Origin of the sequence: Enterobacter sp. PGRG2 (assembly GCF_030291195.1) — a bacterium.
Classification (GTDB): domain Bacteria; phylum Pseudomonadota; class Gammaproteobacteria; order Enterobacterales; family Enterobacteriaceae; genus Enterobacter_D.
On sequence record NZ_CP127837.1, the window covers coordinates 3,201,629 to 3,222,463 of the forward strand.

Consider the following 20,835-nt stretch of genomic DNA (forward strand, 5'->3'; position numbering starts at 1 on the left):
GCCGCCTGTGACGCTATTACCATCTGGTCACTCGTTGTTAACCCGGCCCCGCTGAGTTAAGCTTACCGGATGACGAAAAAAGAAAACGACCACGCCACGCGCGGCACGGCGGACCACAGCGTCCGCGATCAGGTGGTGGATGCCGCCACCGAACATTTCAGCCACTATGGTTATGAGAAAACCACGGTGTCCGATCTTGCCCGCGCCATCGGCTTTTCCAAAGCCTACATCTATAAATTCTTCGATTCCAAACAGGCCATCGGGGAAGTGATCTGCCGCAACCGGCTGGCGATGATCATGGAGATCGTCACTGCCGCCATTGCCGACGCGCCCACGGCGTCGGAAAAGTTTCGCCGTCTGTTCCGGGCGTTAACGGAGGCGGGCAGCGATCTGTTTTTTCATGACCGCAAACTTTACGACATCGCCGCCGTCGCCACGCGCGATCAGTGGGCTTCGACCAGGGCCTATGAAGAACAGCTGAAGCAGTTGATCCAGGAGGTGCTGCTGGAAGGGCGTAAGTCAGGGGAGTTTGAGCGCAAAACGCCGCTGGACGAAACCGCGCAGGCGATCTATCTGGTGATGAAGCCGTATATCAGTCCCGTGCAGTTACAGTACAACCTTGAGGATGCCCCGACGGCGGCGGTACTGCTGTCGTCCCTCATCCTGCGCAGTCTGGCTCCTTAGCACAGAGAAAATAGCCCCGGCTGGCGCCGGGGTCTTCATATCAGCCGCGGTGCACGCTCAGGCCTGCAAAGGTCTGGCTTACCGGCATCATTTCCAGTGTGTTGATGTTGACGTGCTTCGGCAGCGTCGCCACCCACCAGACCGCTTCGGTAACATCTTCCGGCGTCAGGGCGGTGGTGTTCTCGTAGGTTTTTCCGGCTTTGTCGTCGTCGCCTTTGAAACGCACGTTAGAGAATTCGGTGCCGCCCACCAGCCCCGGCTCGATATTGGTGACGCGCACGCCGGTGCCGTGCAGATCGGTACGCAGGTTCAGGCTGAACTGCTGTACAAAGGCTTTGGTCGCGCCATAGACGTTGCCGCCCGCGTACGGCCAGCTGCCCGCCGTTGAACCGATGTTGATCACATGACCGCGATTGCGCGCCACCATGCCCGGCAGTACGGCGCGGGTCATGTACACCAGACCTTTGTTGTTGGTGTCGATCATGGTTTCCCAGTCCTCGACGCTCGCCTTGTGCGCCGGCTCCATGCCCAGCGCCAGACCGGCGTTGTTCACCAGCACGTCAATGTCGCGCCATTCAGCCGGTAAATTCTCCATCGCCTGCTCGATGGCGGCGCGGTTGCGCACGTCCAGTTGCAGCGTCAGCACGTTGTCGCCCAGCTCGTCTTTCAGCGCCTGTAAGCGCTCCTGGCGGCGGCCGGTGGCGATCACTTTATGGCCGTTCTTCACAAAGCGACGCGTAATACCTTCACCAAAACCTGCCGTTGCCCCGGTTACTAAAATAATCATCTCTCTGTTCCTTAACGCTTTTTGTGTTGCCTTAGCATAATTGCGCAGCGGCCCGGTGGCAACGCATACCGGGCAAGTTATTAGTGTGGCAAATAATCTGGTCCCGTGACGGAGGGATTTGGTACTGTAGAAACCGATCAACGGTTCAGGGGAGTAAACATGTCCGTCACCAATCCACTGTTTGAACAGAGCACGCTGCCGTACCAGGCCCCGCGTTTCGATGTGCTGCATGACAGCCACTACCGGCCCGCCTTTGACGAGGGGATGCGCCAGAAACGCGCGGAAATAGCCGCCATTGCCGGTCAGAGCGACGCGCCGGACTTTGCCAATACCGTCCTGGCGCTGGAGCAGAGCGGGGAGTTGCTGTCGCGCGTCACCAGCATCTTTTTCGCCATGACCTCGGCGCATACCAACGACGAACTGCAACTGCTGGATGAAGCCTTCTCGGCAGAACTCGCCGGGCTGGCGAATGACATTTACCTTGATGACGCGCTCTTTGCGCGGGTGGAGGCGGTGTATAACGCGCGGGAGACCGCCGGGCTGGACGACGAGTCCCGCCGCCTGCTGGAAGTCACGTACCAGCGCTTTATTCTCGCGGGCGCAAAACTGCCTGCTGCCGATAAGCAGACGCTGAAAGCGCTCAACACCGAAGCCGCGCAGCTCACCAGCCGCTTTAATCAGCATCTGCTGGCCGCCGGAAAAGCCGCGGCGCTGGTGGTGGAGAGCGCCGGAGAACTCGACGGTCTGACAGAGGATGAAATCGCCCGGGCGCGGACGGCGGCGGAGGAGAGAGGCCTGCACGACCGCTGGCTGATCCCGCTGCTGAACACCACCCAGCAACCCGCTCTTGCGGCGCTGCGTAACCGCCAGACCCGTGAAAAACTCTTTACCGCAGGCTGGCTGCGCACCCAGCGCGGCGATGAAAACGACACCCGGCAGATCGTGCTGCGTTTAACGCAGATCCGCGCCCGCCAGGCACAGCTGCTGGGCTTTGAGGATTACGCTTCCTGGAAGCTCGCCGATCAGATGGCACAAACCCCGGCTGCCGCGCTGCGCTTTATGCGTGACATTGCACCTGCCGCACGCGCCCGTGCCGAAAAGGAACTGGCGGATATTCAGCAGGCGATCGACGGGCAGCAGGGCGGCTTTACCGCCCGCGCCTGGGACTGGGCCTTCTATGGCGAACAGGTGCGCCAGGCGAAATACGCCATCGATGAAAGCCAGATCAAACCCTACTTTGCGCTGAATAACGTGCTGGTGGACGGCGTGTTCTGGACGGCAAGCCAGCTGTTTGGTCTCACCTTTACCGAGCGCGCGGATATTCCGGTCTATCATCCGGACGTACGGGTCTGGGAGATTTTCGATGAGGACGGCACCGGACTGGCGCTGTTTTACGGCGATTTCTTTGCCCGCGATTCGAAAAGCGGCGGCGCGTGGATGGGCAACTTTGTGGAGCAGTCGACCTTAAACGGCACCCGCCCGGTGATCTACAACGTCTGTAACTACCAGAAGCCTGCTGCCGGGCAGCCCGCGCTGATCTCCTGGGACGATGTGATCACCCTGTTCCATGAGTTCGGCCATACGCTGCACGGCCTGTTTGCCAGCCAGCGCTACGCCACGCTCTCCGGCACCAACACGCCGCGGGATTTTGTCGAATTCCCGTCGCAGATCAACGAGCACTGGGCCAGCCACCCGGAGGTGTTCGCCCGTTTCGCGCGTCATTATCAGACCGGCGAGCCGATGCCGGAGGCGCTGCGTGAAAAAATGTTCAGCGCCACGCTGTTTAATAAAGGCTACGACATGACGGAGCTGTTAAGCGCCGCGCTGCTGGATATGAACTGGCACCGCATCAGCGCGGATGCCGACATCAGCGACGTCGACACCTTTGAAACTCAGGCCATTAAACAGGAAAACCTCGATCTGGAGGCGGTGCCGCCGCGTTATCGCAGCAGCTATTTCGCGCATATTTTTGGCGGCGGCTATGCGGCAGGCTATTACGCTTACCTGTGGACGCAGATGCTGGCCGATGACGGCTATCAGTGGTTTGTGGAGCAGGGCGGATTACGCCCGGAAAACGGGCGACGTTTCCGGGCGGCGATCCTGTCGCGGGGGAACAGCAGTGATTTAGCGGCGCTCTATCGTGAATGGCGCGGACACGATCCGCTGCCGGAACCGATGCTCAAAAATCGCGGACTGAGTCAGTAGCGGCTGACGGTGATAAGAAGCCCTTGTTGAATAACAAGGGCATTGTCAGTATTTCATCAGCTCGCCATCTTACGCGCTTTGCGCTTTCGTGGTATGCAGGAGCTTGCGGTTAAACGTGTACCACAAGTTGAACAAATTGCGCCGTGTGGATGGAGTTTTTCCGGGTCGAAGGTCGTGAAAATAAAACTATTTCCATGACATATTGGGCAAAGAAATTTGAGATTGTAAATAATCCCTCACGCCAGTCAGGTGGAAGACAAACGCTAACATAAATTCCTCATCCTGAAGGATATATCTTCATTTTTGTATAAAAAACAAGCGTGAATTTTTAAACAGATCTTCCTCGTTTACGCTTTGTTGAATCAGGTACTGTTAAGGTCTTATCGATCCGTGACCCGACAGCTAAATGGCGGGGGTGCGCATAAATAAAATAACGATCCTATCCATGCAAGCATTTCCGCCAGTGTAACTGGCGGATTTTTTTTGCCTGCAAATCACCCGGCGCTGCGGGTCAGGATAGCTTTGCGGTAATCGCCGGGGGAAATAGCGAACTGTGCGCGGAAATGGTGGCGCAGGGAGGCCGCGCTGCCAAAACCGGTCTGCTGCGCGATCTCGTCAATGCGTAACCTGGAGTTCGCCAGAGACTCCCGGGCGCGCAGCAGCCGTTCGTTGAGGATCCAGCGCGCGGGTGTGGTGCCGGTGGCATCGGCGAAGCGCCGTAAAAAGGTGCGCGGACTCATGCCTGCCTGACGGGCAAGGGCTGCCACGCTGTGATTTTCCGCCAGCGACTGATGCAGAAAATCAAAGATCATCCCCAGGGATTTACTCTCCCGCGCCCGCGCCACCGGACGCACCACCTGCTGGGTTTGCGCCCCGTCGCGGTGCGGCTGCACCACCAGCCTGCGGGCGACGTTGTTGGCGATCTCCGCGCCAAAATCCTCGCGCACCACGTGCAGACATAAATCGATCCCCGCCGCGCTGCCCGCCGAGGTCAGCAGCGAGCCTTCATCATAATAGAGCGCGTCATCCAGCACCTGAATGGCGGGATAACGGCTGCGTAACAGCGGGGTGTAGCGCCAGTGGGTGGTGGCCCTGCGCCCGTTCAGCAAGCCGGTGGCGGCAAGCACAAACACCCCGGAACAGATGGTCATAATGCGGCAGCCGCGCGTACTGGCCGCGCGCAGGGCATCGCACAGCGCTTCCGGCACCGGCGTGTCCGCGCCGCGCCAGCCGGGAATGACGACGGTGTCCGCCTGCGCCAGCAGATCAAGTCCGCCGTCGGCCATGATGCGAATGCCGCCGGTGGCGCGCAGTTCCCCCTCATCCACCGCCGCCACCGCAAAGCGGTACCAGTTATCCCCCAGCTCCGGGCGCGGCAGACCAAAAATTTCCACCGCCACGCCGAATTCAAAGGTGCATAAACCATCGTAGGCGAGGGCGACGACGAACGGACGGGGCGATGCGGGAGGTAATTTTGTCATGATCCTGGCGTTTTCTGGCAGACCGGCAGGCGGTGGCGCGGCGAATTAATGGATACAGTAGTGTTATCACAAACCCGGAGAAAACACGATGAGCTATGTAACCGAATTCCCTGCCGCCACGCCGGAAGAAACCCGCCTGCATTTTCTGCATCGCCTGAGCGTGGAAACCGACTGCGCCGATGTCCATCATGCCATCACTACTGGCGATCAGGATTTTGTGCTGCTGCACGTGGTGGGAAGCGCGGCAACGTTCGCCCGCCGCCATCTGCCCGGCGCGATCCATTTACCTCACGCGCAGATGACCGCCGAACGGATGCAGGCGTGGCCCGACGGCACTCTGTTTGTGGTGTACTGTGCCGGGCCACACTGCAACGGCGCGGATCGCGCCGCGTTGATACTCGCCACCCTTGGCCTGCCGGTAAAAATCATGATCGGCGGCATTACCGGCTGGGAGGATGAGGGCTATGCCTTTGCGCAGGGGGATGACTGAATCCCCGCGCTGAAGGATTAAATCTGCGCCGCGCCGCCGTCCACGAAAAGCTCGCTGCCGTTGACGAAGCTGCTGTCGTCCGAGGCGAGGAACAGGGCGGCGGCGGCCACTTCGGACGGTTCCGCCAGACGGCCCAGCGGCGTGGTGGCCTCAACCTCATTAATCATCTGCTGATTCGCGGCTTCATCCGGCGACAGGTTATGCCAGCCTGGCGTGGAGGTGGAGCCGGGCACCAGCACATTGACGCGGATTTTGCGCGGCGCCAGATCGAGGATCCAGCCGCGGGCAAAGGTGCGCAGCGCGGCTTTGCTGGCGCTGTACACGCTGAATGCCGGGATGCCGGTGGTGGCGCTGGTGGAGCCGGTGAGGATAATCGACCCGCCGTCTTTCAGCAGCGGCAGCGCTTTCTGCACGGTGAACAGCGTACCTTTGACGTTGGTGTCAAAAATACGTTCGTAGTGTTCCTCAGTGATTTCCGCCAGCGGCGCAAAATCCCCGCCGCCTGCGTTAGCAAACAGCACGTCAATTTGTCCCGCCCGTTGGCGAACCTGGTCAAACAGGTTGTCGAGATCGGCCATCTTTGAGATATCACACGGAATACCCACCGCGCCATGCCCAATCTCCGCAACCGCCCTCTCCAGTTCGCTGACCCGACGCCCGGTCAGGAATAAACGCGCGCCTTCCTGTGCAAAGCTTTTCGCCGAGGCCAGACCGATCCCGCTGTTCGCACCCGTAATAACAACGACTTTATCTGCAAGCTTACCCATGATGTTTCTCCGCAACTGTGTGTGAGAAAGCAGTGTAAGCACAGACTTTCCTGTATACTAGTACCTACCAAAAGGTATGTATGGAGAAAATTATGGAGCCGGTCTGCGGCCTTGATGTGGCGCTGCATTACATTGGCGGTAAATGGAAGCCGCTGCTGCTGTTTTATGTGCAGTACAGCCCGCGTCGTTTCGGGGAATTTAAACGGCTGGTGGAGGGCATCAGCGAGAAAGTGCTGATCCAGCAGCTTAAAGCGATGACGGAAGACGGCATCATCACGCGTCACGATTTCCGCGAGGTACCGCCGCGGGTGGAGTACAGCATCACCGATTTTGGCCGTTCGCTGGCGCAGGCGTTGCAGCCGCTGTGTGAGTGGGGCACCCGTAACCGGGAAAACATGGCCGACAGGATGGCGACGGCGGCGTTAACGGAAGAAAGATGAATTTTTTTCATCATGCGTGAGCTTTTCTCATTTGCTATCCCGAACAGGATATGACATCTTTTTTGGATGTTTAGCCGTCCAGAAGGCTAAAAATTCAAATAATGAACTATCACGCCAGGGTATTACTTTTCACTGGCGGCAAGGAGATAAGCATGCAACAACACGCCCCGTACCGCGCCGATGTCGTCGGCAGTTTTTTACGCCCGGACGCCATTAAACAGGCGCGAATCCAGTTTGCGCGCGGTGAAATCGACGCCGTGCAGCTGCGCGCCGTGGAAGACGACGCTATCCGCCAGGTGGTGGAACAGCAGTGCGCCTGTGGCCTGCATGTGGTGACCGACGGCGAGTTCCGTCGCGCCTGGTGGCATTTCGACTTCTTTGATGGTCTGAACGGCGTGGAGCGTTACGATTCTGAGCAGGGCATTCAGTTCAATGGCGTGCAGACCAAAGCCCACAGCGTGCGCGTGACCGGCAAGCTGAGCTTCGGCGATCACCCCATGCTGGAAGACTTCCGCTATCTGCAAAGCATCAGCGGCAATGCGCAGCCGAAAATGACCATCCCCAGCCCGAGCGTGCTGCACTTTCGCGGCGGGCGTAAAGCCATAGATGCGACGGTATACCCGACGCTGGACCGCTATTTTGACGATCTGGCGACCACCTGGCGCGATGCCATCCGCGCATTTTATGACGCGGGCTGTCGTTATCTGCAGCTGGATGACACCGTCTGGGCGTACCTGTGCTCCGACGAACAGCGTCAGCAGATCCGCGAGCGCGGTGATGACCCCGACGAACTGGCGCAGATTTATGCCCGCGTGCTGAATAAGGCGCTGGAGGGTAAGCCGGACGATCTGACCATCGGCCTGCATGTCTGCCGCGGCAATTTCCGCTCGACATGGATCTCCGAAGGCGGCTACGAGCCGGTGGCGGAAGTGCTGTTCGGCACGGTGAATGTCGATGCGTTCTTCCTCGAATACGATAACGACCGCTCCGGCGATTTTGCCCCGCTGCGCCATGTGCGTCCGGGCAAACAGCAGGTGGTGCTGGGGCTTATCACCACCAAGAACGGCGAGCTGGAAAACCCGGAAGGCATTAAGGCGCGCCTGCAGGAAGCGGCGCAGTATGTGGATATCAATCAGATCTGCTTAAGCCCGCAGTGCGGCTTTGCGTCAACCGAAGAGGGCAATTCCCTGACGGAAGCGCAGCAGTGGGACAAAGTCCGCCTGGTCACCGCCATTGCCGATGAAGTGTGGTAAGTGACAGTGTAACGTATTAGTTGCCCGGCGGCGCKTTGCTTGCCGGGCCTACAGGGGGATAATCATTATCACCGTAGGCCGGGTAAGGCGAAGCCGCCACCCGGCATTTAACCCCACCCGGCACCACGCTTTACACCGCCACCTTTTCCTTCACGTCCTGCCAAGGACTCACCCGCATCCCCAGCAGCATCATCAGCCAGGCCAGCACAATCACCACCATCAGGATCACAAACAGCGACCAGCCCGGCAGATTCGTCAGGATCACCCCGGTGGCCAGCGGATTTAACGCCGCGCCCAGCCAGCCTAACGCCTGCGCTGAGAAGTAGCTGGATTTCATACCCGCAGGCGCGATGTTATCGATCAACAGGTATTCCCCCGGCGCATAGATAATCTCGCCGACGGTAAAGATCGCCGAGGCTACGCCCCAGAACCACAAATTGCTGCCCGCGAGGATAAAGCCCGCCAGCCCCACCACAAAAAACAGCGTCCCGGCGGCCATCAGCGGCTGGATATTGCGGGCGTTAATACTTCGGCCCAGCGCATATTGCAGGCTGACCACCATAGCGGCATTCACTGACAGTACCACCGCCACCACTTTCTCGGCGAAATTGTTATCCGCCACGCTCATCACGTACTGGGAAATACAGGTGGCGAAGGAACCGGCGACAAAAGAAGCCAGAAAACCGGAAAGGGTGAACCACAGCAGCGCCTTATCCCGCAGCAGCACCGACGGCGACCAGGCAACGCTCTCTTCGCCGCGCATATTGATGGGAATACGCTGCACAAACAGCTGAATAAACACCAGAGGGAAAGCGGCGCAGGCTGCCGCCAGCCAGAACGGCAGGTTGACGCTCTGCATCACCAGCAGCGTGCCGAGGGGCGGCCCGACGGTCCAGCCGATATTCAGCACCGTATAGTTGAGGGAGAATATCTTCGCTTTCGCCGACGGCGTCAGGGTGTCCGAGAAATAGGCCTTCAGCACGGTGGAGAACACCGAATAGGCGCAGTTGATCAGCGCAAACAGCGCCACCACCACGATGACGTTATTACTGAGCGGGATCGCCGAGAAGCCGATAATGAAACAGGCGATGGCGATCACCATATAGCGCTTTTTGTCGAATTTATCCGCCAGAATACCAAAGCCGAGGCTGAAAAAGACGCCGATGGTGAGGGCAATACTCAGGGCATAACCTACCGCATCCACCGTCATGCCGTACTGACGGCTGAGATAGATCGTCATAAAGGGCAGCGTGGCACCGCGACCAATGGTCAGCAGTAACGAGGAGGCGAGTAGTGCGAGGGTGGAACGGGTTTGTGTTGGGATCATATGCTTGCCTGACATCACATTAATTATCGTTATTTGCTATGACTTACAGCAATAACATGCAGATCCGGGCTTGTATAGCTACCGGTTTGTTCTGGAATGCGAAAACTGACCTGCCATAATTTGGGATCTGTCTCTGTACATTCTTTTACGTTAACGTTACTTTTTTACATAAATTTAAAAACATCGGGGCAATGATGACGCGTAAAGATAGTCTGCTGGCGTTGCTGGTCGTGGTGGTGTGGGGACTGAATTTCGTCGTCATCAAACTTGGACTGCACAATATGCCCCCGCTGATGCTGGCGGGATTACGATTCGTGCTGGTGGCCTTTCCGGCGCTGCTGGTGGTGTCACGGCCAAAAATCCCGATGCGTCTGCTGCTCGGCTACGGGCTGACCATCAGCTTCGGGCAGTTTGCCTTTCTGTTCTGCGCCATTAACTTCGGAATGCCCGCCGGGCTGGCGTCGCTGGTGCTGCAGGCGCAGGCGTTCTTTACCATTATTCTCGGCGCCTGCGTGTTCGGCGAGCGCTTACAGGCGAAGCAGGTGATCGGCATTACGCTGGCGGTGTTCGGCGTGCTGGTGCTGGCGCAGGCGAGCCTCAACGGTCAGCATGTGGCGCTGCTTGGCTTTCTGCTGACGCTGGCGGCGGCGCTGAGCTGGGCCTGCGGCAATATTTTCAACAAGATGATCATGCAGCTGCCGGTGCGCCCGTCGGTGATGTCGCTGGTGGTGTGGAGTGCGCTGATCCCCATCGTGCCCTTTATGGTGGCGTCACTGATTTTCGACGGTCCGGCGGTGATGGTACAAAGCCTGGTTAATATCGATCTCGTCACCGTCTTCTCGCTGCTCTATCTGGCCTTTGTGGCGACCATTATCGGCTACGGCATCTGGGGTACGCTGCTCGGGCGCTATGAAACCTGGCGTGTTGCGCCGCTGTCTTTGCTGGTGCCGGTGTTCGGTATGGGCAGCGCGGCGTTATTGCTGGGTGAAACCCTGACGCTGTTACAGCTGGTCGGGGCGGGGCTGATTATGGCGGGGCTGTATATCAATATCTTTGGCGTGCGTTTCCGTAAAGCGCTGCCGGTCAGATAAAAAAAAGCCCCGCCGGAGCGGGGCAAAGCGAAATTAGCCGTGCCGGTTGTAATAAGGCACGCCTAATTCGTCGGATTTGTCGCTGCCGGTTCCCATATGATTAAAGTCGAAAGGCGACTGGTCGTGGGCCGACGGCATGATCATCGCGTCGCGGTCACTGGGCGCGGCAGGATGACGGGACTGCTCCGCATAGCTCTGGGCGCTTACCAGCATCAGAGCGGTGAGGGCGGCGGAGACGATAATTTTCATGATTTCCTCGATACGTCTAAAACAGGCGTTTCTCAATTACAGTGATTAATAGGTAGCAGATACCGGGTTTCGCCGTGCATACCGGTGGTACGGTATTTGTGCGGCGGCACGTCAAAGTAGTTCTTGAAAGTGCGCGTCAGCGTCTGCTGTGACTCAAAGCCATAACGCTCGGCCAGGTAGAGGATCGGCTCGTTGCTCTGCTTGAGCTTTTGCGCAATTTCAGTCAGTTTGCGGCTGCGGATGTATTGACCTAATGAATGGCCAGTTTCTTTTTTGAACATCCGTTGCAGGTGCCACTTCGAGTAACCTGAACGCTCGGAAACCTTCTCCAGCGACAGCGGGGATTCCAGGTTATCTTCAATCCAGTCCAAAATGCTATGAATAGTGATCGCGTCATTATTGCGTCTGGACATCGTCATACCTCGTTGTTTTATGGCAGTACTTTTTTGAGTAAATACTCAAGAGTTGCCACTTCGTCTGCCGTTAAGTTTTTTGTTAGTTCCTGATGCAGGTCTTGTCCTAATAACTGATGGCCGCGCTCGCACAGCGCCGCGCCATCGGTGGTCAACCGGATCAGTACGCCGCGCTTATCGTGCGGGTTTGGCGTACGTTCGATCCAGTCTTTGCATACCAGACGATCCAGCATGCGGGTCAGGGCGCCCAGATCGACAGAAAGCACTTTTTTCAGTTCCACCGGCGTAATGCAGCCGGCGCAGCGAATTGAACAAAGCACTTTAAACTGCGTCGCGGTAATATCCAGCGGCGACAGATAATCGTTAAGCAGGCGATCTTTTTTCTGGTTAACCATATGAATAAGACGGCCAAGTGGGATGATTTCGTTAAACAAGTCACTTGTGTTATTCACGATGGTTGCCCCGGCAAGTAAGTAATCACGGCGGATATTATTGCCGGGGCAAGTATAAGTCAACTGAATGAATCGCCGAATGCCACGAATTGCTAAAACGTTTCACGTCCTGTCACTTTTCTGCTCCTCGCCCCCCTTTACAGATATACTTGACGGGTCTTTACCTCATCACAGGAGTGAAATTTTCATGCTGGATCTTATTCGGGCGATTGGCCTCGGACTGGTGGTTTTACTGCCGCTGGCGAATCCCTTAACCACGGTTGCGCTCTTTCTCGGCCTTGCCGGGAACATGAACAACGCCCAGCGCAACGAACAGGCGCGCATGGCCTCGCTGTATGTCTTTATCATCATGATGGTGGCGTACTACGCCGGTCAGCTGGTGATGAACACCTTTGGTATTTCGATACCCGGTCTGCGAATTGCGGGCGGGCTGATCGTCGCCTTTATCGGCTTCCGTATGCTGTTCCCGCAGCATAAAGCCCATGAAACGCCGGAGGCGAAAACCAAATCCGAAGAGCTGGAGGACGCGCCGGACACCAATATCGCCTTTGTCCCGCTGGCGATGCCCAGTACCGCCGGGCCGGGGACCATTGCGATGATCATCAGTTCCGCCTCAACTGTGCGCCACTCCAGCGAGTTTCCGGAATGGGTGATCACCGTCGCGCCGCCGCTGATTTTTGCGCTGGTGGGGCTGATTTTGTGGGGCAGCCTGCGCAGTTCCGGGGCGATCATGCGGCTGGTGGGCAAAGGCGGTATCGAAGCGATTTCACGTCTGATGGGCTTTTTGCTGGTCTGTATGGGGGTGCAGTTCATCATTAATGGCGTGCTGGAAATCATCACCACTTATCATTAAAAAAACAGCCCCTGACCTGGCGGTGAGGGGCTGGCAATTCAGACGGTCGGCGCGTGCTCTTCCAGCGCCGTCGGCCAGCGGCGGAATATCAGAACCGCCCAGATCAGCGCCGCCAGCGCGGGGATCGCGCCCACATAGCCGATAGCGCTCATCGATCCGTGCAGGCTCACCTGATTGCCCACCAGCGCGCCCGCGCCAATGCCGATATTGAAAATCCCCGAGAACAGCGCCATCGCCACGTCGGTGGCATCCGGCGCCAGCGACAGCACTTTCACCTGCATACCAAGGCCAATGATCATGATCGCCACGCCCCAGAACAGGCTCAGCACCGCCAGATGTATTTCACTGGCTGCCGCGGGGAGCAGCAGCGCCAGGCACAGCGCCAGCAGGGCGATAGCGCCGCTCACCAGCCCGGAGGCATGGGCGTTACCCAGTTTGCTGAACAGCATACTGCCGATGATGCCCGCCCCGCCCAGCACCAGCAACAGCAGGGTGGCGAAGCTGGCGCTCGATCCGGCCACCGTCATCACGAAGGGCTCGATATAGCTGTAGGCCGTGTAGTGCGCCGTCACCACCACCACGGTGAGCAGATAAATCGCCATCAGCGCCGGACGGCGGAACAGTACCGGCAGGCTTTTCAGCGATCCGGAATGCTCACTCGGCAGGCGCGGCAGCAGTTTTACAAGGCACAGCAGGGTGATCAGCGCCCCGAGGCCGATAATAAAGAAGGTGGTGCGCCAGCCGAAATACTGCCCGACGAGGCGGCCAATCGGCAGGCCGAGCACCATCGCCAGCGCGGTGCCGGTGGCCAGCAGACTCAGCGCCTGGGCGCGTTTGCCCGCCGGGGCGAGGCGGATCGCCAGCGACGCGGTGATTGACCAGAAAATCGCATGAGCAAAGGCAATGCCGATACGGCTTACCACCAGCACGGTAAAGTTCCATGCGAGGAACGACAGCACATGGCTGGCGATAAACAGCACAAACAGGCCAATCAGCAGCTTACGCCGTTCCACCTGGCTGGTGAGCAGCATAAAGGGCAGCGACAGCAGCGCCACCACCCAGGCGTAGATGGTCAACATAATGCCGACCTGCGCGGTTTCCATACCAAAGCTCTGCGCGATATCAGAGAGCAGCCCCACGGGGACAAACTCCGTGGTGTTAAAAATAAAGGCCGCAATGGCAAGCGTAACCACCCGTAGCCACGCGACCCGGCGTGATACCGTGTTGGTTGTCATAAATTTCTCAGGCGTGAATGCAATAAGGGAAGACGGCGATCTTAAAACGATTAGTGGCGAAAATACAGCCGTTTTGTGATTTAGATCTCATTTTCCTGCCTGCGCTGACCGATAAAAACGGCTGCGCGCTGCGGTGCCTTATGTCATGGTAGCCATCGGGATCCGCAACAGGAGCAGACAATGCAGGAAATTGATTTTTATATGGTTGATGCGTTCAGCGATCGCGCCTTTGGCGGCAACGCGGCGGCGGTATGCGTATTAACGGAATGGCTGCCGGATGAGACGCTGCTGAAGATGGCGAAACAGCATAACCAGTCCGAGACGGCCTTCTTTGTGCGCCATGATGACGGCTATGAACTGCGCTGGTTTACCACCCAGTATGAGATTGACCTTTGCGGCCACGCGACCCTCGCCGCCGCGCACGTGATCTTTAATCATCTGGGGCATCCTGATACGGAAATTGCCTTCACCACCCGCTTCGTCGGTCCGCTCAGCGTCTCCCGCAACGGCGACTGGCTGACGCTGGATTTTCCGGCCTGGCAGACGCAGCCGGTGGAGGACCTCCCGCCATTGCTGTTCAGCGCGCTGGGCACCGACCATGCGGTGGAAGTGCGCGCCGCACGGGATTATCTGGTGGTGCTGCAAAATCAGCAGCAGGTGGAAGCCCTGCAGCCGGACATCGCCGCCATGATACCGCTCGGCAAAATGGTCTGCGTTACCGCGCGGGGAGACAATCATGATTTCGTCAGCCGCTTTTTCTGCCCCGGCGAAGCGGTGGCGGAAGATCCGGTCACCGGTTCCGCCCACAGTATGCTGATTCCGTACTGGGGCGAGAAGCTGGGCAGAACGCACCTTGCGGCCCGCCAGGTTTCCGCCCGCGGCGGCGATCTGCGCTGTGAATGGCGCGGCGAGCGGGTGAGCATCGCGGGTCAGGCCACCACTTACCTCACCGGACGCATTCAGTTGAAACAGCCTTAACCTTACGGCAGCCGGTCAATATTGGCGGCGATGACGCTGGCGGAGTGACGGAACAGCGCCAGCTCTTCGTCCGCCAGCTGTAATTCAATGATCTGCTGTACTCCGCTTTGCGCCAGCACGGCGGGTACGCCTATGGCGATATTGCTCAGGCCGTACTCGCCGTCCAGCACGCAGGAGATGGCCAGCGCCCGGTGGCTGCCGGTAAAGATATTACGGCAGATCTCGGCGATGGTGCCGGCAATGCCGTATTCGGTGCAGCCTTTGCGGGCGTAAATATCAAATCCCAGACGACGCACCTTTGCCGCCAGCTGGTCGCCATCCAACGGCTGCCCGGTTTTCCGCTGGTACACTTCGGCAATAGGGGAGCCGTAAACCGAGGAGTGCGACCACACCGGGAACTGGGTGTCGCCGTGCTCGCCAAGGATAAAGGCATCGATACTTTGCGCGCCAATGTCCAGCGCCTCCGCCAGCGTGCGGCGCAGCCGGGTGGTATCCAGCCAGACGCCAGTGCCGATCACCTGATTGCGCGGCAGCCCGGAGAGCTTCCACACCTGCCAGGTAATGATGTCGCAGGGATTGGTTGCGATGAGAAAAATGCCGTTAAAGCCGTTGGCCATCATCTGCGGCACAATGGTCTGCACAATACGCGCCGTACCGGTCAGCTCATCAAGACGGGTCTGGCCGGGTTTGAGCGCGCCGCCGGAAACGGTGATCACCGCGATATCCACATCTGCGCAGTCCGTTACTTCACGGGTGGAAAGGGTCATCATGCCCGGCATATAAGCGGCGGCGTCGGCCAGATCCTGCGCATGACCGGCCACGCGCTCATGGTTAACGTCCACCAGAATCAACGCTTCACAAATATTCTGATTAAGCAGGGCGTAGGCCGCAGAGGCGCCCACGTTGCCGGTACCGATAATCATGACCTTACGGGCTTTGGTATTCATGGATATTCCGTTTTCAGGAAAAAGATAACTAAAAGTATCGCTCCTGATCGGGTGAGCGCAATGCGCTAACCGGCGTATAGGAAAATCCTATGACGCCGTCCCGCGCTCCGCCAGCAAATCAATAAAGGCCTCCAGTGGCCGGGTTTTCGCCCCACGCCGCCACACCAGCCAGGTGGTCAGCCAGCGCCAGTTCTCCGCCAGCGGCCAGGCGCTGACCTGATGATGCCCCGGCATACTTTCCAGCATAGAGCGCGGCATCAGCGCAAGGCCCGCGCCGGCTATCACGCAGGCAAGCATACCGTGGTAGGACTCCATCTCATGGATTTTACCCGGCGTGGCGTGATCCGCCTGAAACCAGCTTTCAAAATGCCGCCGGTAGGAACAGTTGGCGCGAAAGGCGTAGATGCTCATGCCGTTCACTTCAGCGGCGCGGGTGACAGGCGGATGTCCGCCGGGGGCCACCAGCATCATCTCTTCGCGATACACCGGAATGCCTTCCAGCCCCGGATGCATCACCGGGCCATCCACAAAGGCCGCGCTGAGCCGCCCGTCGATCACCCCGTCGATCATGGTGCCGGACGGCCCGGTCGCCAGGTCAAACTGGATCCGCGGATAGCGCTGATTGTATTCCGCCAGGGTGACAGGAATACGCACGGCGGCGGTACTCTCCAGCGCGCCGAGGGAGAACAGGCCCTGCGGTTCGTCACCGGCGACCACGCTGCGCGCCTCATCCACCAGCGCAAGGATCTGCTGGCTGTAGTGCAGAAAACTGTGCCCGGCGGGGGACAGACGCAGCCGCTGGTTTTCGCGGATAAAGAGATCGACCCCCAGATCCGCTTCGAGCTGGCGAATGCGGGTGGTCAGGTTTGACGGGACGCGATGCACCTGCTGCGCCGCCTGGGTGATGCTGCCGGTACGGGCGACGGCGTTAAACATCTCAAGCTGGGTTAAATCCATGCCATTCTCGATTTGTGAATAGTGTGGTTAATATTATTCAGTTTTCAGAAATAGCAGAGGCAGGCAGGATAGGGCAAGTCTTACATTCATAAAGAGAGAAAATTATGACCCCTTCATCTGTCACTCATGCGCTGTCCGTCAACCCGGCAACCGGAGAAACCCTGGGCACACGCCCGTGGGCCACCGCGGAAGAAGTGAATAACGCCGTCGAGCTGGCGGATCGCGGTTATCGCCAGTGGCGCGAGCTGGATCTTGAGCAACGCGCCGGGATGCTGCGCAGGGTGGGCGCTACGCTGCGTCTGCACGGCGAAACTATGGCACAGCGCATCCGCCAGGAGATGGGCAAGCCCATTGTGCAGGCGCGCGGCGAAGTAAAAAAATCGGCGGATCTCTGCGACTGGTATGCGGAACACGGCCCGGCGATGCTCAGCACGGAGCCGACGCAGGTGGAAAATAATCAGGCGGTGATTGAGTATCGTCCCCTTGGCCCGGTGCTGGCGGTGATGCCGTGGAACTTCCCGGTGTGGCAGGTGCTGCGCGGCGCGGTGCCGATCCTGCTGGCCGGTAACAGCTATCTGCTGAAACATGCGCCTAACGTGCTGGGCTGCGCGGAGCTGCTGGCGAACATTTTCCGCGAGGCGGGCGTGCCGGAAGGGGTATTTGCCCAGGTGAACGCCACCAATGAGGGCGTCAGCCAGGCCATTAAGGATCCGCGTATTGCGGCGGTGACGGTCACCGGCAGCGTGCGGGCAGGGGCGGCCATTGGCGCGCAGGCCGGTGCGGCGCTGAAGAAATGCGTGCTGGAGCTGGGCGGTTCCGATCCCTTTATTGTGCTTAACGATGCCGATCTGGATCTGGCGGTAAAAGCCGCCGTCGCCGGACGCTATCAGAATACCGGGCAGGTGTGCGCCGCAGCGAAGCGCTTTATCGTCGAGGAAGGGATAGCCGCTGCCTTTACGGAGAAATTCGTTGCCGCGGCAGCGGCGCTGAAAATGGGCGCGCCGGATGTGGAAGAGAACTATCTCGGCCCGATGGCGCGTTTCGATCTGCGCGATGAGCTGCATCAGCAGGTGCAGGCCAGCCTGCGTGAAGGGGCGAGTTTACTGCTCGGCGGTGAGAAACCGGCGGGGGCGGGGAATTACTATCCGGCCACCGTACTGGGTAACGTGACGCCGTCGATGACCGCGTTTCGTCAGGAGCTGTTCGGGCCGGTCGCGGCGATCACCGTGGCGAAGGATGCGGAGCACGCGCTGGCGCTGGCTAACGACAGCGATTTCGGGTTATCGGCGACGCTCTTTACCGGTGATGAAGACCGTGCCGCCCGTTTTGCGGTGCGTCTGGAGTGCGGCGGGGTGTTTATCAACGGCTACAGCGCCAGCGATGCCCGCGTGGCCTTCGGTGGGGTGAAGAAAAGCGGCTTTGGCCGCGAGCTGTCCCATTTTGGTCTGCATGAGTTTTGTAATGTGCAGACGGTGTGGAAGGATCGCGTCTGGTGAGCTTGCCCGGTGGCGCTACGCTTACCGGGCCTACATCTCGCCCCCAGGTCCGTGCATGTAGGCCCGCGCAAGCGCAGCGCCGCCGGGCAGTGTCATGGTACTGTCATTTATCTTTTGTAGACTCGCGCCCATTGTGAGGTTACAGAAGAATATCATGAACTTATTGCAAACTTTTCGCCGTCTGACGCGGCGATTTACTCCACGGCAGTTTGGTTTGCTGGCCGGTATCTTTTGCGTGATCGGCCTGTTTTCCGCCCTCCAGATCTCCTCCTCACTGCTGCTCTCCCGCTCCCTTAATGAAGCGCAGCACAACGAACAGCGCAATCAGCTGGCGCAACAACAGCAGGTCAAACTGGATGAGTCGCGCATCGCGCTGCTGGCCGCCAGCGATCTGTTAAACCGCGCCGGCGTCTGGTTTATGCAGGATCAGGCCACCGGCTCTGACGGCAGCTGGCACAGCCTGATGGAGGAAGCGCAGCAGGCGCTGGTCACCTCCCATAAGGCCTGGGACGACTGGCTGGCGCTGAACCCGGTAAATGATGACGGGCTTATTAACAGCTATCAGCAGTTCTTTGGCGCCATCAAAGAGCAGGCGGACGGGCTGACGCGCACGCAGTCCATCGATGCGTTTTTTGCCGTGCCCGCCCAGGCCTTTCAGGCGGATTTCAACGATAACTTTGCCCGCTACCAGCAGGCCAGCCAGCAACGGGCGGAGCAGGGGCGTCAGGCGCTGATGGGCAGTCTCACCGGCTTACAGGATCTCTATCTGCTGGCTCCGGCGCTGCTGCTGGCTATTGCCGTGGCGGTGTGGTTCGGCATGTCCCGCTGGGTGATCACACCGCTGCGTGGGCTGATCAAACATATCAATCTGCTGGCTGCGGGAGATCTCTCCACGCCCTTGCCGCAGGTGGCGTATTTTAACCGTGAGGTAGGTCAGCTCGCCGCCAGTATCAGCACCATGCAGCACGGTCTGTTGCAGCTGGTGGTGCAGGTGAACGACGCCACCGCCTCCATGGTGGATCATATTAACCGTCTGGCGGACGGCAACCAGAAGCTGTATCAGCAATCGGCGCGCCAGGCGAAAGAGCTGGATGAGGTGACGGCCCATATCGCGGCGCTGGAATCTCACGTTGAAGGCAATACCGGCTACGCGCAGCTTGCCAGCCAGCGGGCCGATGAAGCGCAACAGGTGGCGGCGGGGGGCGATCGTATGATGGATATGGTGAATGCCTCCATGCGCGCCATTGTCGAACGCTCCGCAGAGATGCGCGGCATTGTGTCAATTATCGACAGCGTGGCCTTCCAGACTAATATTCTGGCGCTTAATGCCGCCATTGAAGCGGCCCATGCCGGAAATCACGGGCGCGGCTTTGCGGTGGTGGCGAAAGAGGTCGGTCTGCTGGCACGCAAGAGCAGTCACTCCACGCAGACCATTCAGCAACTGATCCAGCATTCATTACAGGGGATAGAAGACGGATCCCAGGCGGTGACGCGGCTGGAAGATAATCTGCAACAGGTAACGGGGCTGGTGGGGCATCTGAGTACGCTGCTCAGTGATATTTCCGCCGCCACCCTGAATCAGGGGGAGAATATCCACCAGATGACCCGTCAGCTGCATGGTCTGAATCAGGTGGCGCGGCATACCGGCGAACTGGTGAGCAGCGCGGCGCTGGCCTCGCAGCAACTCCATGATGATTCTCATCAACTGATGCAGGCGGTGGCGCGTTTTCGTCTGCCCGCCTGACGGACGCTCTGCTATACTCCCGGCCTCTTATGGCCGGGGTGTAAGGAGCATACTGTGGCGATGATTGATAACGACGTACTGGAAACCATCCTGACGCAGATCAGGCCGCTTATCGGGCGCGGTAAAGTCGCGGATTATATTCCGGCGCTGGCCTCGGTGGAGGGCAATAAGCTGGGTATCGCCATCAGTACGGTGAACGGACAGCACTTTGCGGCAGGCGACGCCCATGAACGCTTCTCCATTCAGTCGATTTCCAAAGTGCTGAGTCTGGTGGTGGCGATGAACCACTATCAGGAAGATGAGCTGTGGTCGCGAGTGGGGAAAGATCCTTCCGGTCACCCTTTTAACTCCCTCTTACAGCTGGAAATCGAACAGGGGATCCCGCGCAATCCCTTTATTAACGCCGGTGCGCTGGTGGTGTGCGATATGCTGCAAAGTCGTCTCAGCGCGCCCCGTCAGCGGATGCTGGAAATCGTCCGTAAGCTCAGCGATGTGCCGGATATTGCCTATGACGCGACCGTTGCCCGCTCGGAGTTCGAACATTCCGCCCGTAACGCCGCCATTGCCTGGCTGATGAAATCCTTTGGCAATTTTCATAATGACGTGACCACGGTGTTGCAAAACTATTTCCACTACTGCGCCCTGCGGATGAACTGTGCCGAACTGGCGAAGACCTTTCTGTTTCTCGCCTGCGAAGGGCGCGCGCCGCATCTTGCGGAGCCGGTGGTATCGCCCTTACAGGCGCGTCAGGTGAATGCCCTGATGGCGACCAGCGGCATGTATCAGAGCGCCGGGGAATTCGCCTGGCGCGTAGGGCTGCCCGCCAAGTCCGGCGTCGGCGGGGGGATTATCGCCGTGGTGCCTCACGAAATGGTGATCGCCGTCTGGAGCCCGGAACTGGACGAGGCGGGGAATTCGCTGGCGGGCATTGCGGCGCTGGAAGTATTGACCAGACATATGGGGCGTTCCGTCTACTGATCGGCAGG

General features: G+C 58.9%; 21 protein-coding genes. 11 read left to right on the forward strand and 10 right to left on the reverse strand.

From position 1 onward, the window contains the following. The first annotated feature begins 69 nt into the window (after window positions 1-69). Window positions 70-684 carry a TetR/AcrR family transcriptional regulator gene (locus QRD42_RS14340; RefSeq protein ID WP_321987438.1) on the forward strand — a complete coding sequence of 205 codons (615 nt, stop codon included), beginning with the start codon at window positions 70-72 and terminating at the stop codon, window positions 682-684. 40 nt (window positions 685-724) lie between these two features. On the opposite strand, the gene ydfG is transcribed toward QRD42_RS14340, so the two are convergent. Beyond that, complete coding sequence (gene ydfG / locus QRD42_RS14345; RefSeq protein ID WP_318372847.1) at window positions 725-1,471, reverse strand: bifunctional NADP-dependent 3-hydroxy acid dehydrogenase/3-hydroxypropionate dehydrogenase YdfG; 747 nt, start codon at window positions 1,469-1,471, stop codon at window positions 725-727. Between the two features lie 159 nt (window positions 1,472-1,630). Between ydfG and dcp the strand changes: the two genes are divergently transcribed. Continuing rightward, window positions 1,631-3,676: a peptidyl-dipeptidase Dcp gene (gene dcp, locus QRD42_RS14350; RefSeq protein WP_321987439.1), complete on the forward strand. Its 2,046-nt coding sequence runs from the start codon at window positions 1,631-1,633 to the stop codon at window positions 3,674-3,676. Between the two features lie 494 nt (window positions 3,677-4,170). On the opposite strand, the gene ftrA is transcribed toward dcp, so the two are convergent. Continuing rightward, a complete protein-coding gene (ftrA, locus tag QRD42_RS14355) occupies window positions 4,171-5,157 on the reverse strand; it encodes a transcriptional regulator FtrA (RefSeq protein ID WP_318363007.1) in 987 nt (328 codons plus the stop codon). A gap of 88 nt (window positions 5,158-5,245) precedes the next feature. Between ftrA and QRD42_RS14360 the strand changes: the two genes are divergently transcribed. After that, window positions 5,246-5,647, forward strand: coding sequence for a rhodanese-like domain-containing protein (locus QRD42_RS14360; RefSeq protein ID WP_318372791.1), 402 nt, complete (start codon window positions 5,246-5,248; stop codon window positions 5,645-5,647). Window positions 5,648-5,664: 17 nt separating this feature from the next. Here the strand turns inward: QRD42_RS14360 and QRD42_RS14365 are convergent, their stop codons facing one another. Next, window positions 5,665-6,414 (reverse strand): SDR family NAD(P)-dependent oxidoreductase, encoded by a 750-nt coding sequence (locus tag QRD42_RS14365; protein WP_321987440.1) that lies wholly within the window; start codon window positions 6,412-6,414, stop codon window positions 5,665-5,667. A gap of 80 nt (window positions 6,415-6,494) precedes the next feature. On the opposite strand from QRD42_RS14365, the gene QRD42_RS14370 reads away from it, so the two are divergent. Both QRD42_RS14370 and QRD42_RS14375 read left to right on the forward strand, forming a co-directional pair. After that, complete coding sequence (locus QRD42_RS14370; protein WP_321987441.1) at window positions 6,495-6,854, forward strand: winged helix-turn-helix transcriptional regulator; 360 nt, start codon at window positions 6,495-6,497, stop codon at window positions 6,852-6,854. Window positions 6,855-7,006: 152 nt separating this feature from the next. Continuing rightward, a complete protein-coding gene (locus tag QRD42_RS14375; RefSeq protein WP_072568425.1) occupies window positions 7,007-8,107 on the forward strand; it encodes a cobalamin-independent methionine synthase II family protein in 1,101 nt (366 codons plus the stop codon). A gap of 130 nt (window positions 8,108-8,237) precedes the next feature. Here the strand turns inward: QRD42_RS14375 and ydeE are convergent, their stop codons facing one another. Then, window positions 8,238-9,434, reverse strand: a complete 1,197-nt coding sequence (gene ydeE / locus QRD42_RS14380; RefSeq protein WP_321987442.1) for an efflux MFS transporter YdeE — start codon at window positions 9,432-9,434, stop codon at window positions 8,238-8,240. Between the two features lie 194 nt (window positions 9,435-9,628). Here ydeE and eamA point away from each other — a divergent pair, with 194 nt between their 5' ends. After that, window positions 9,629-10,525 carry an O-acetylserine/cysteine exporter gene (gene eamA / locus QRD42_RS14385; protein WP_321988768.1) on the forward strand — a complete coding sequence of 299 codons (897 nt, stop codon included), beginning with the start codon at window positions 9,629-9,631 and terminating at the stop codon, window positions 10,523-10,525. Between the two features lie 33 nt (window positions 10,526-10,558). Here eamA and marB read toward each other — a convergent pair whose 3' ends face one another. From marB to marR, 3 genes are read right to left on the reverse strand one after another with little or no spacing between them, the layout of a single operon-like run. Then, window positions 10,559-10,774 (reverse strand): multiple antibiotic resistance protein MarB, encoded by a 216-nt coding sequence (gene marB, locus QRD42_RS14390; RefSeq protein WP_072568427.1) that lies wholly within the window; start codon window positions 10,772-10,774, stop codon window positions 10,559-10,561. Window positions 10,775-10,806: 32 nt separating this feature from the next. Then, entirely contained in the window at window positions 10,807-11,187 is a 381-nt protein-coding gene (gene marA / locus QRD42_RS14395; RefSeq protein WP_140419632.1) for an MDR efflux pump AcrAB transcriptional activator MarA, read from the reverse strand. 17 nt (window positions 11,188-11,204) lie between these two features. Next, window positions 11,205-11,639: a multiple antibiotic resistance transcriptional regulator MarR gene (gene marR / locus QRD42_RS14400; protein WP_072568429.1), complete on the reverse strand. Its 435-nt coding sequence runs from the start codon at window positions 11,637-11,639 to the stop codon at window positions 11,205-11,207. Window positions 11,640-11,826: 187 nt separating this feature from the next. Here marR and QRD42_RS14405 point away from each other — a divergent pair, with 187 nt between their 5' ends. Then, the gene (locus QRD42_RS14405; protein WP_321987443.1) at window positions 11,827-12,492 is read left to right on the forward strand and encodes a MarC family NAAT transporter; all 666 of its coding nucleotides are present in this window, start codon (window positions 11,827-11,829) and stop codon (window positions 12,490-12,492) included. Window positions 12,493-12,530: 38 nt separating this feature from the next. Here the strand turns inward: QRD42_RS14405 and QRD42_RS14410 are convergent, their stop codons facing one another. Then, window positions 12,531-13,727, reverse strand: a complete 1,197-nt coding sequence (locus QRD42_RS14410; protein WP_321987444.1) for a sugar transporter — start codon at window positions 13,725-13,727, stop codon at window positions 12,531-12,533. Window positions 13,728-13,907: 180 nt separating this feature from the next. Between QRD42_RS14410 and QRD42_RS14415 the strand changes: the two genes are divergently transcribed. Beyond that, a complete protein-coding gene (locus QRD42_RS14415) occupies window positions 13,908-14,705 on the forward strand; it encodes a PhzF family phenazine biosynthesis protein (RefSeq protein ID WP_321987445.1) in 798 nt (265 codons plus the stop codon). Between the two features lie 2 nt (window positions 14,706-14,707). Here the strand turns inward: QRD42_RS14415 and QRD42_RS14420 are convergent, their stop codons facing one another. Together QRD42_RS14420 and ptrR are read right to left on the reverse strand one after the other, a co-directional pair. Next, window positions 14,708-15,652 carry an L-lactate dehydrogenase gene (locus tag QRD42_RS14420; protein WP_321987446.1) on the reverse strand — a complete coding sequence of 315 codons (945 nt, stop codon included), beginning with the start codon at window positions 15,650-15,652 and terminating at the stop codon, window positions 14,708-14,710. 87 nt (window positions 15,653-15,739) lie between these two features. Beyond that, window positions 15,740-16,609 carry a putrescine utilization regulator PtrR gene (gene ptrR, locus QRD42_RS14425; protein WP_321987447.1) on the reverse strand — a complete coding sequence of 290 codons (870 nt, stop codon included), beginning with the start codon at window positions 16,607-16,609 and terminating at the stop codon, window positions 15,740-15,742. A 104-nt stretch (window positions 16,610-16,713) separates the two neighbouring features. On the opposite strand from ptrR, the gene sad reads away from it, so the two are divergent. From sad to glsB, 3 genes are all read left to right on the forward strand, one after another. After that, entirely contained in the window at window positions 16,714-18,105 is a 1,392-nt protein-coding gene (gene sad, locus QRD42_RS14430) for a succinate-semialdehyde dehydrogenase (protein WP_321987448.1), read from the forward strand. Window positions 18,106-18,259: 154 nt separating this feature from the next. Then, window positions 18,260-19,849, forward strand: coding sequence for a methyl-accepting chemotaxis protein (locus tag QRD42_RS14435; protein WP_072568436.1), 1,590 nt, complete (start codon window positions 18,260-18,262; stop codon window positions 19,847-19,849). Window positions 19,850-19,909: 60 nt separating this feature from the next. Next, window positions 19,910-20,827: a glutaminase B gene (gene glsB / locus QRD42_RS14440; RefSeq protein ID WP_318372883.1), complete on the forward strand. Its 918-nt coding sequence runs from the start codon at window positions 19,910-19,912 to the stop codon at window positions 20,825-20,827. Window positions 20,828-20,835: the final 8 nt, after the last annotated feature.

What these genes read in the sequence shown, in the direction of transcription:
- QRD42_RS14340 (WP_321987438.1), top strand. Translation starts at nt 70, where the DNA reads ATGACGAAAAAAGAAAACGACCACGCCACGCGCGGCACGGCGGACCAC.
- ydfG (WP_318372847.1), bottom strand. Translation starts at nt 1,471, where the DNA reads ATGATTATTTTAGTAACCGGGGCAACGGCAGGTTTTGGTGAAGGTATT.
- dcp (WP_321987439.1), top strand. Translation starts at nt 1,631, where the DNA reads ATGTCCGTCACCAATCCACTGTTTGAACAGAGCACGCTGCCGTACCAG.
- ftrA (WP_318363007.1), bottom strand. Translation starts at nt 5,157, where the DNA reads ATGACAAAATTACCTCCCGCATCGCCCCGTCCGTTCGTCGTCGCCCTC.
- QRD42_RS14360 (WP_318372791.1), top strand. Translation starts at nt 5,246, where the DNA reads ATGAGCTATGTAACCGAATTCCCTGCCGCCACGCCGGAAGAAACCCGC.
- QRD42_RS14365 (WP_321987440.1), bottom strand. Translation starts at nt 6,414, where the DNA reads ATGGGTAAGCTTGCAGATAAAGTCGTTGTTATTACGGGTGCGAACAGC.
- QRD42_RS14370 (WP_321987441.1), top strand. Translation starts at nt 6,495, where the DNA reads ATGGAGAAAATTATGGAGCCGGTCTGCGGCCTTGATGTGGCGCTGCAT.
- QRD42_RS14375 (WP_072568425.1), top strand. Translation starts at nt 7,007, where the DNA reads ATGCAACAACACGCCCCGTACCGCGCCGATGTCGTCGGCAGTTTTTTA.
- ydeE (WP_321987442.1), bottom strand. Translation starts at nt 9,434, where the DNA reads ATGATCCCAACACAAACCCGTTCCACCCTCGCACTACTCGCCTCCTCG.
- eamA (WP_321988768.1), top strand. Translation starts at nt 9,629, where the DNA reads ATGACGCGTAAAGATAGTCTGCTGGCGTTGCTGGTCGTGGTGGTGTGG.
- marB (WP_072568427.1), bottom strand. Translation starts at nt 10,774, where the DNA reads ATGAAAATTATCGTCTCCGCCGCCCTCACCGCTCTGATGCTGGTAAGC.
- marA (WP_140419632.1), bottom strand. Translation starts at nt 11,187, where the DNA reads ATGTCCAGACGCAATAATGACGCGATCACTATTCATAGCATTTTGGAC.
- QRD42_RS14405 (WP_321987443.1), top strand. Translation starts at nt 11,827, where the DNA reads ATGCTGGATCTTATTCGGGCGATTGGCCTCGGACTGGTGGTTTTACTG.
- QRD42_RS14410 (WP_321987444.1), bottom strand. Translation starts at nt 13,727, where the DNA reads ATGACAACCAACACGGTATCACGCCGGGTCGCGTGGCTACGGGTGGTT.
- QRD42_RS14415 (WP_321987445.1), top strand. Translation starts at nt 13,908, where the DNA reads ATGCAGGAAATTGATTTTTATATGGTTGATGCGTTCAGCGATCGCGCC.
- QRD42_RS14420 (WP_321987446.1), bottom strand. Translation starts at nt 15,652, where the DNA reads ATGAATACCAAAGCCCGTAAGGTCATGATTATCGGTACCGGCAACGTG.
- ptrR (WP_321987447.1), bottom strand. Translation starts at nt 16,609, where the DNA reads ATGGATTTAACCCAGCTTGAGATGTTTAACGCCGTCGCCCGTACCGGC.
- sad (WP_321987448.1), top strand. Translation starts at nt 16,714, where the DNA reads ATGACCCCTTCATCTGTCACTCATGCGCTGTCCGTCAACCCGGCAACC.
- QRD42_RS14435 (WP_072568436.1), top strand. Translation starts at nt 18,260, where the DNA reads ATGAACTTATTGCAAACTTTTCGCCGTCTGACGCGGCGATTTACTCCA.
- glsB (WP_318372883.1), top strand. Translation starts at nt 19,910, where the DNA reads ATGATTGATAACGACGTACTGGAAACCATCCTGACGCAGATCAGGCCG.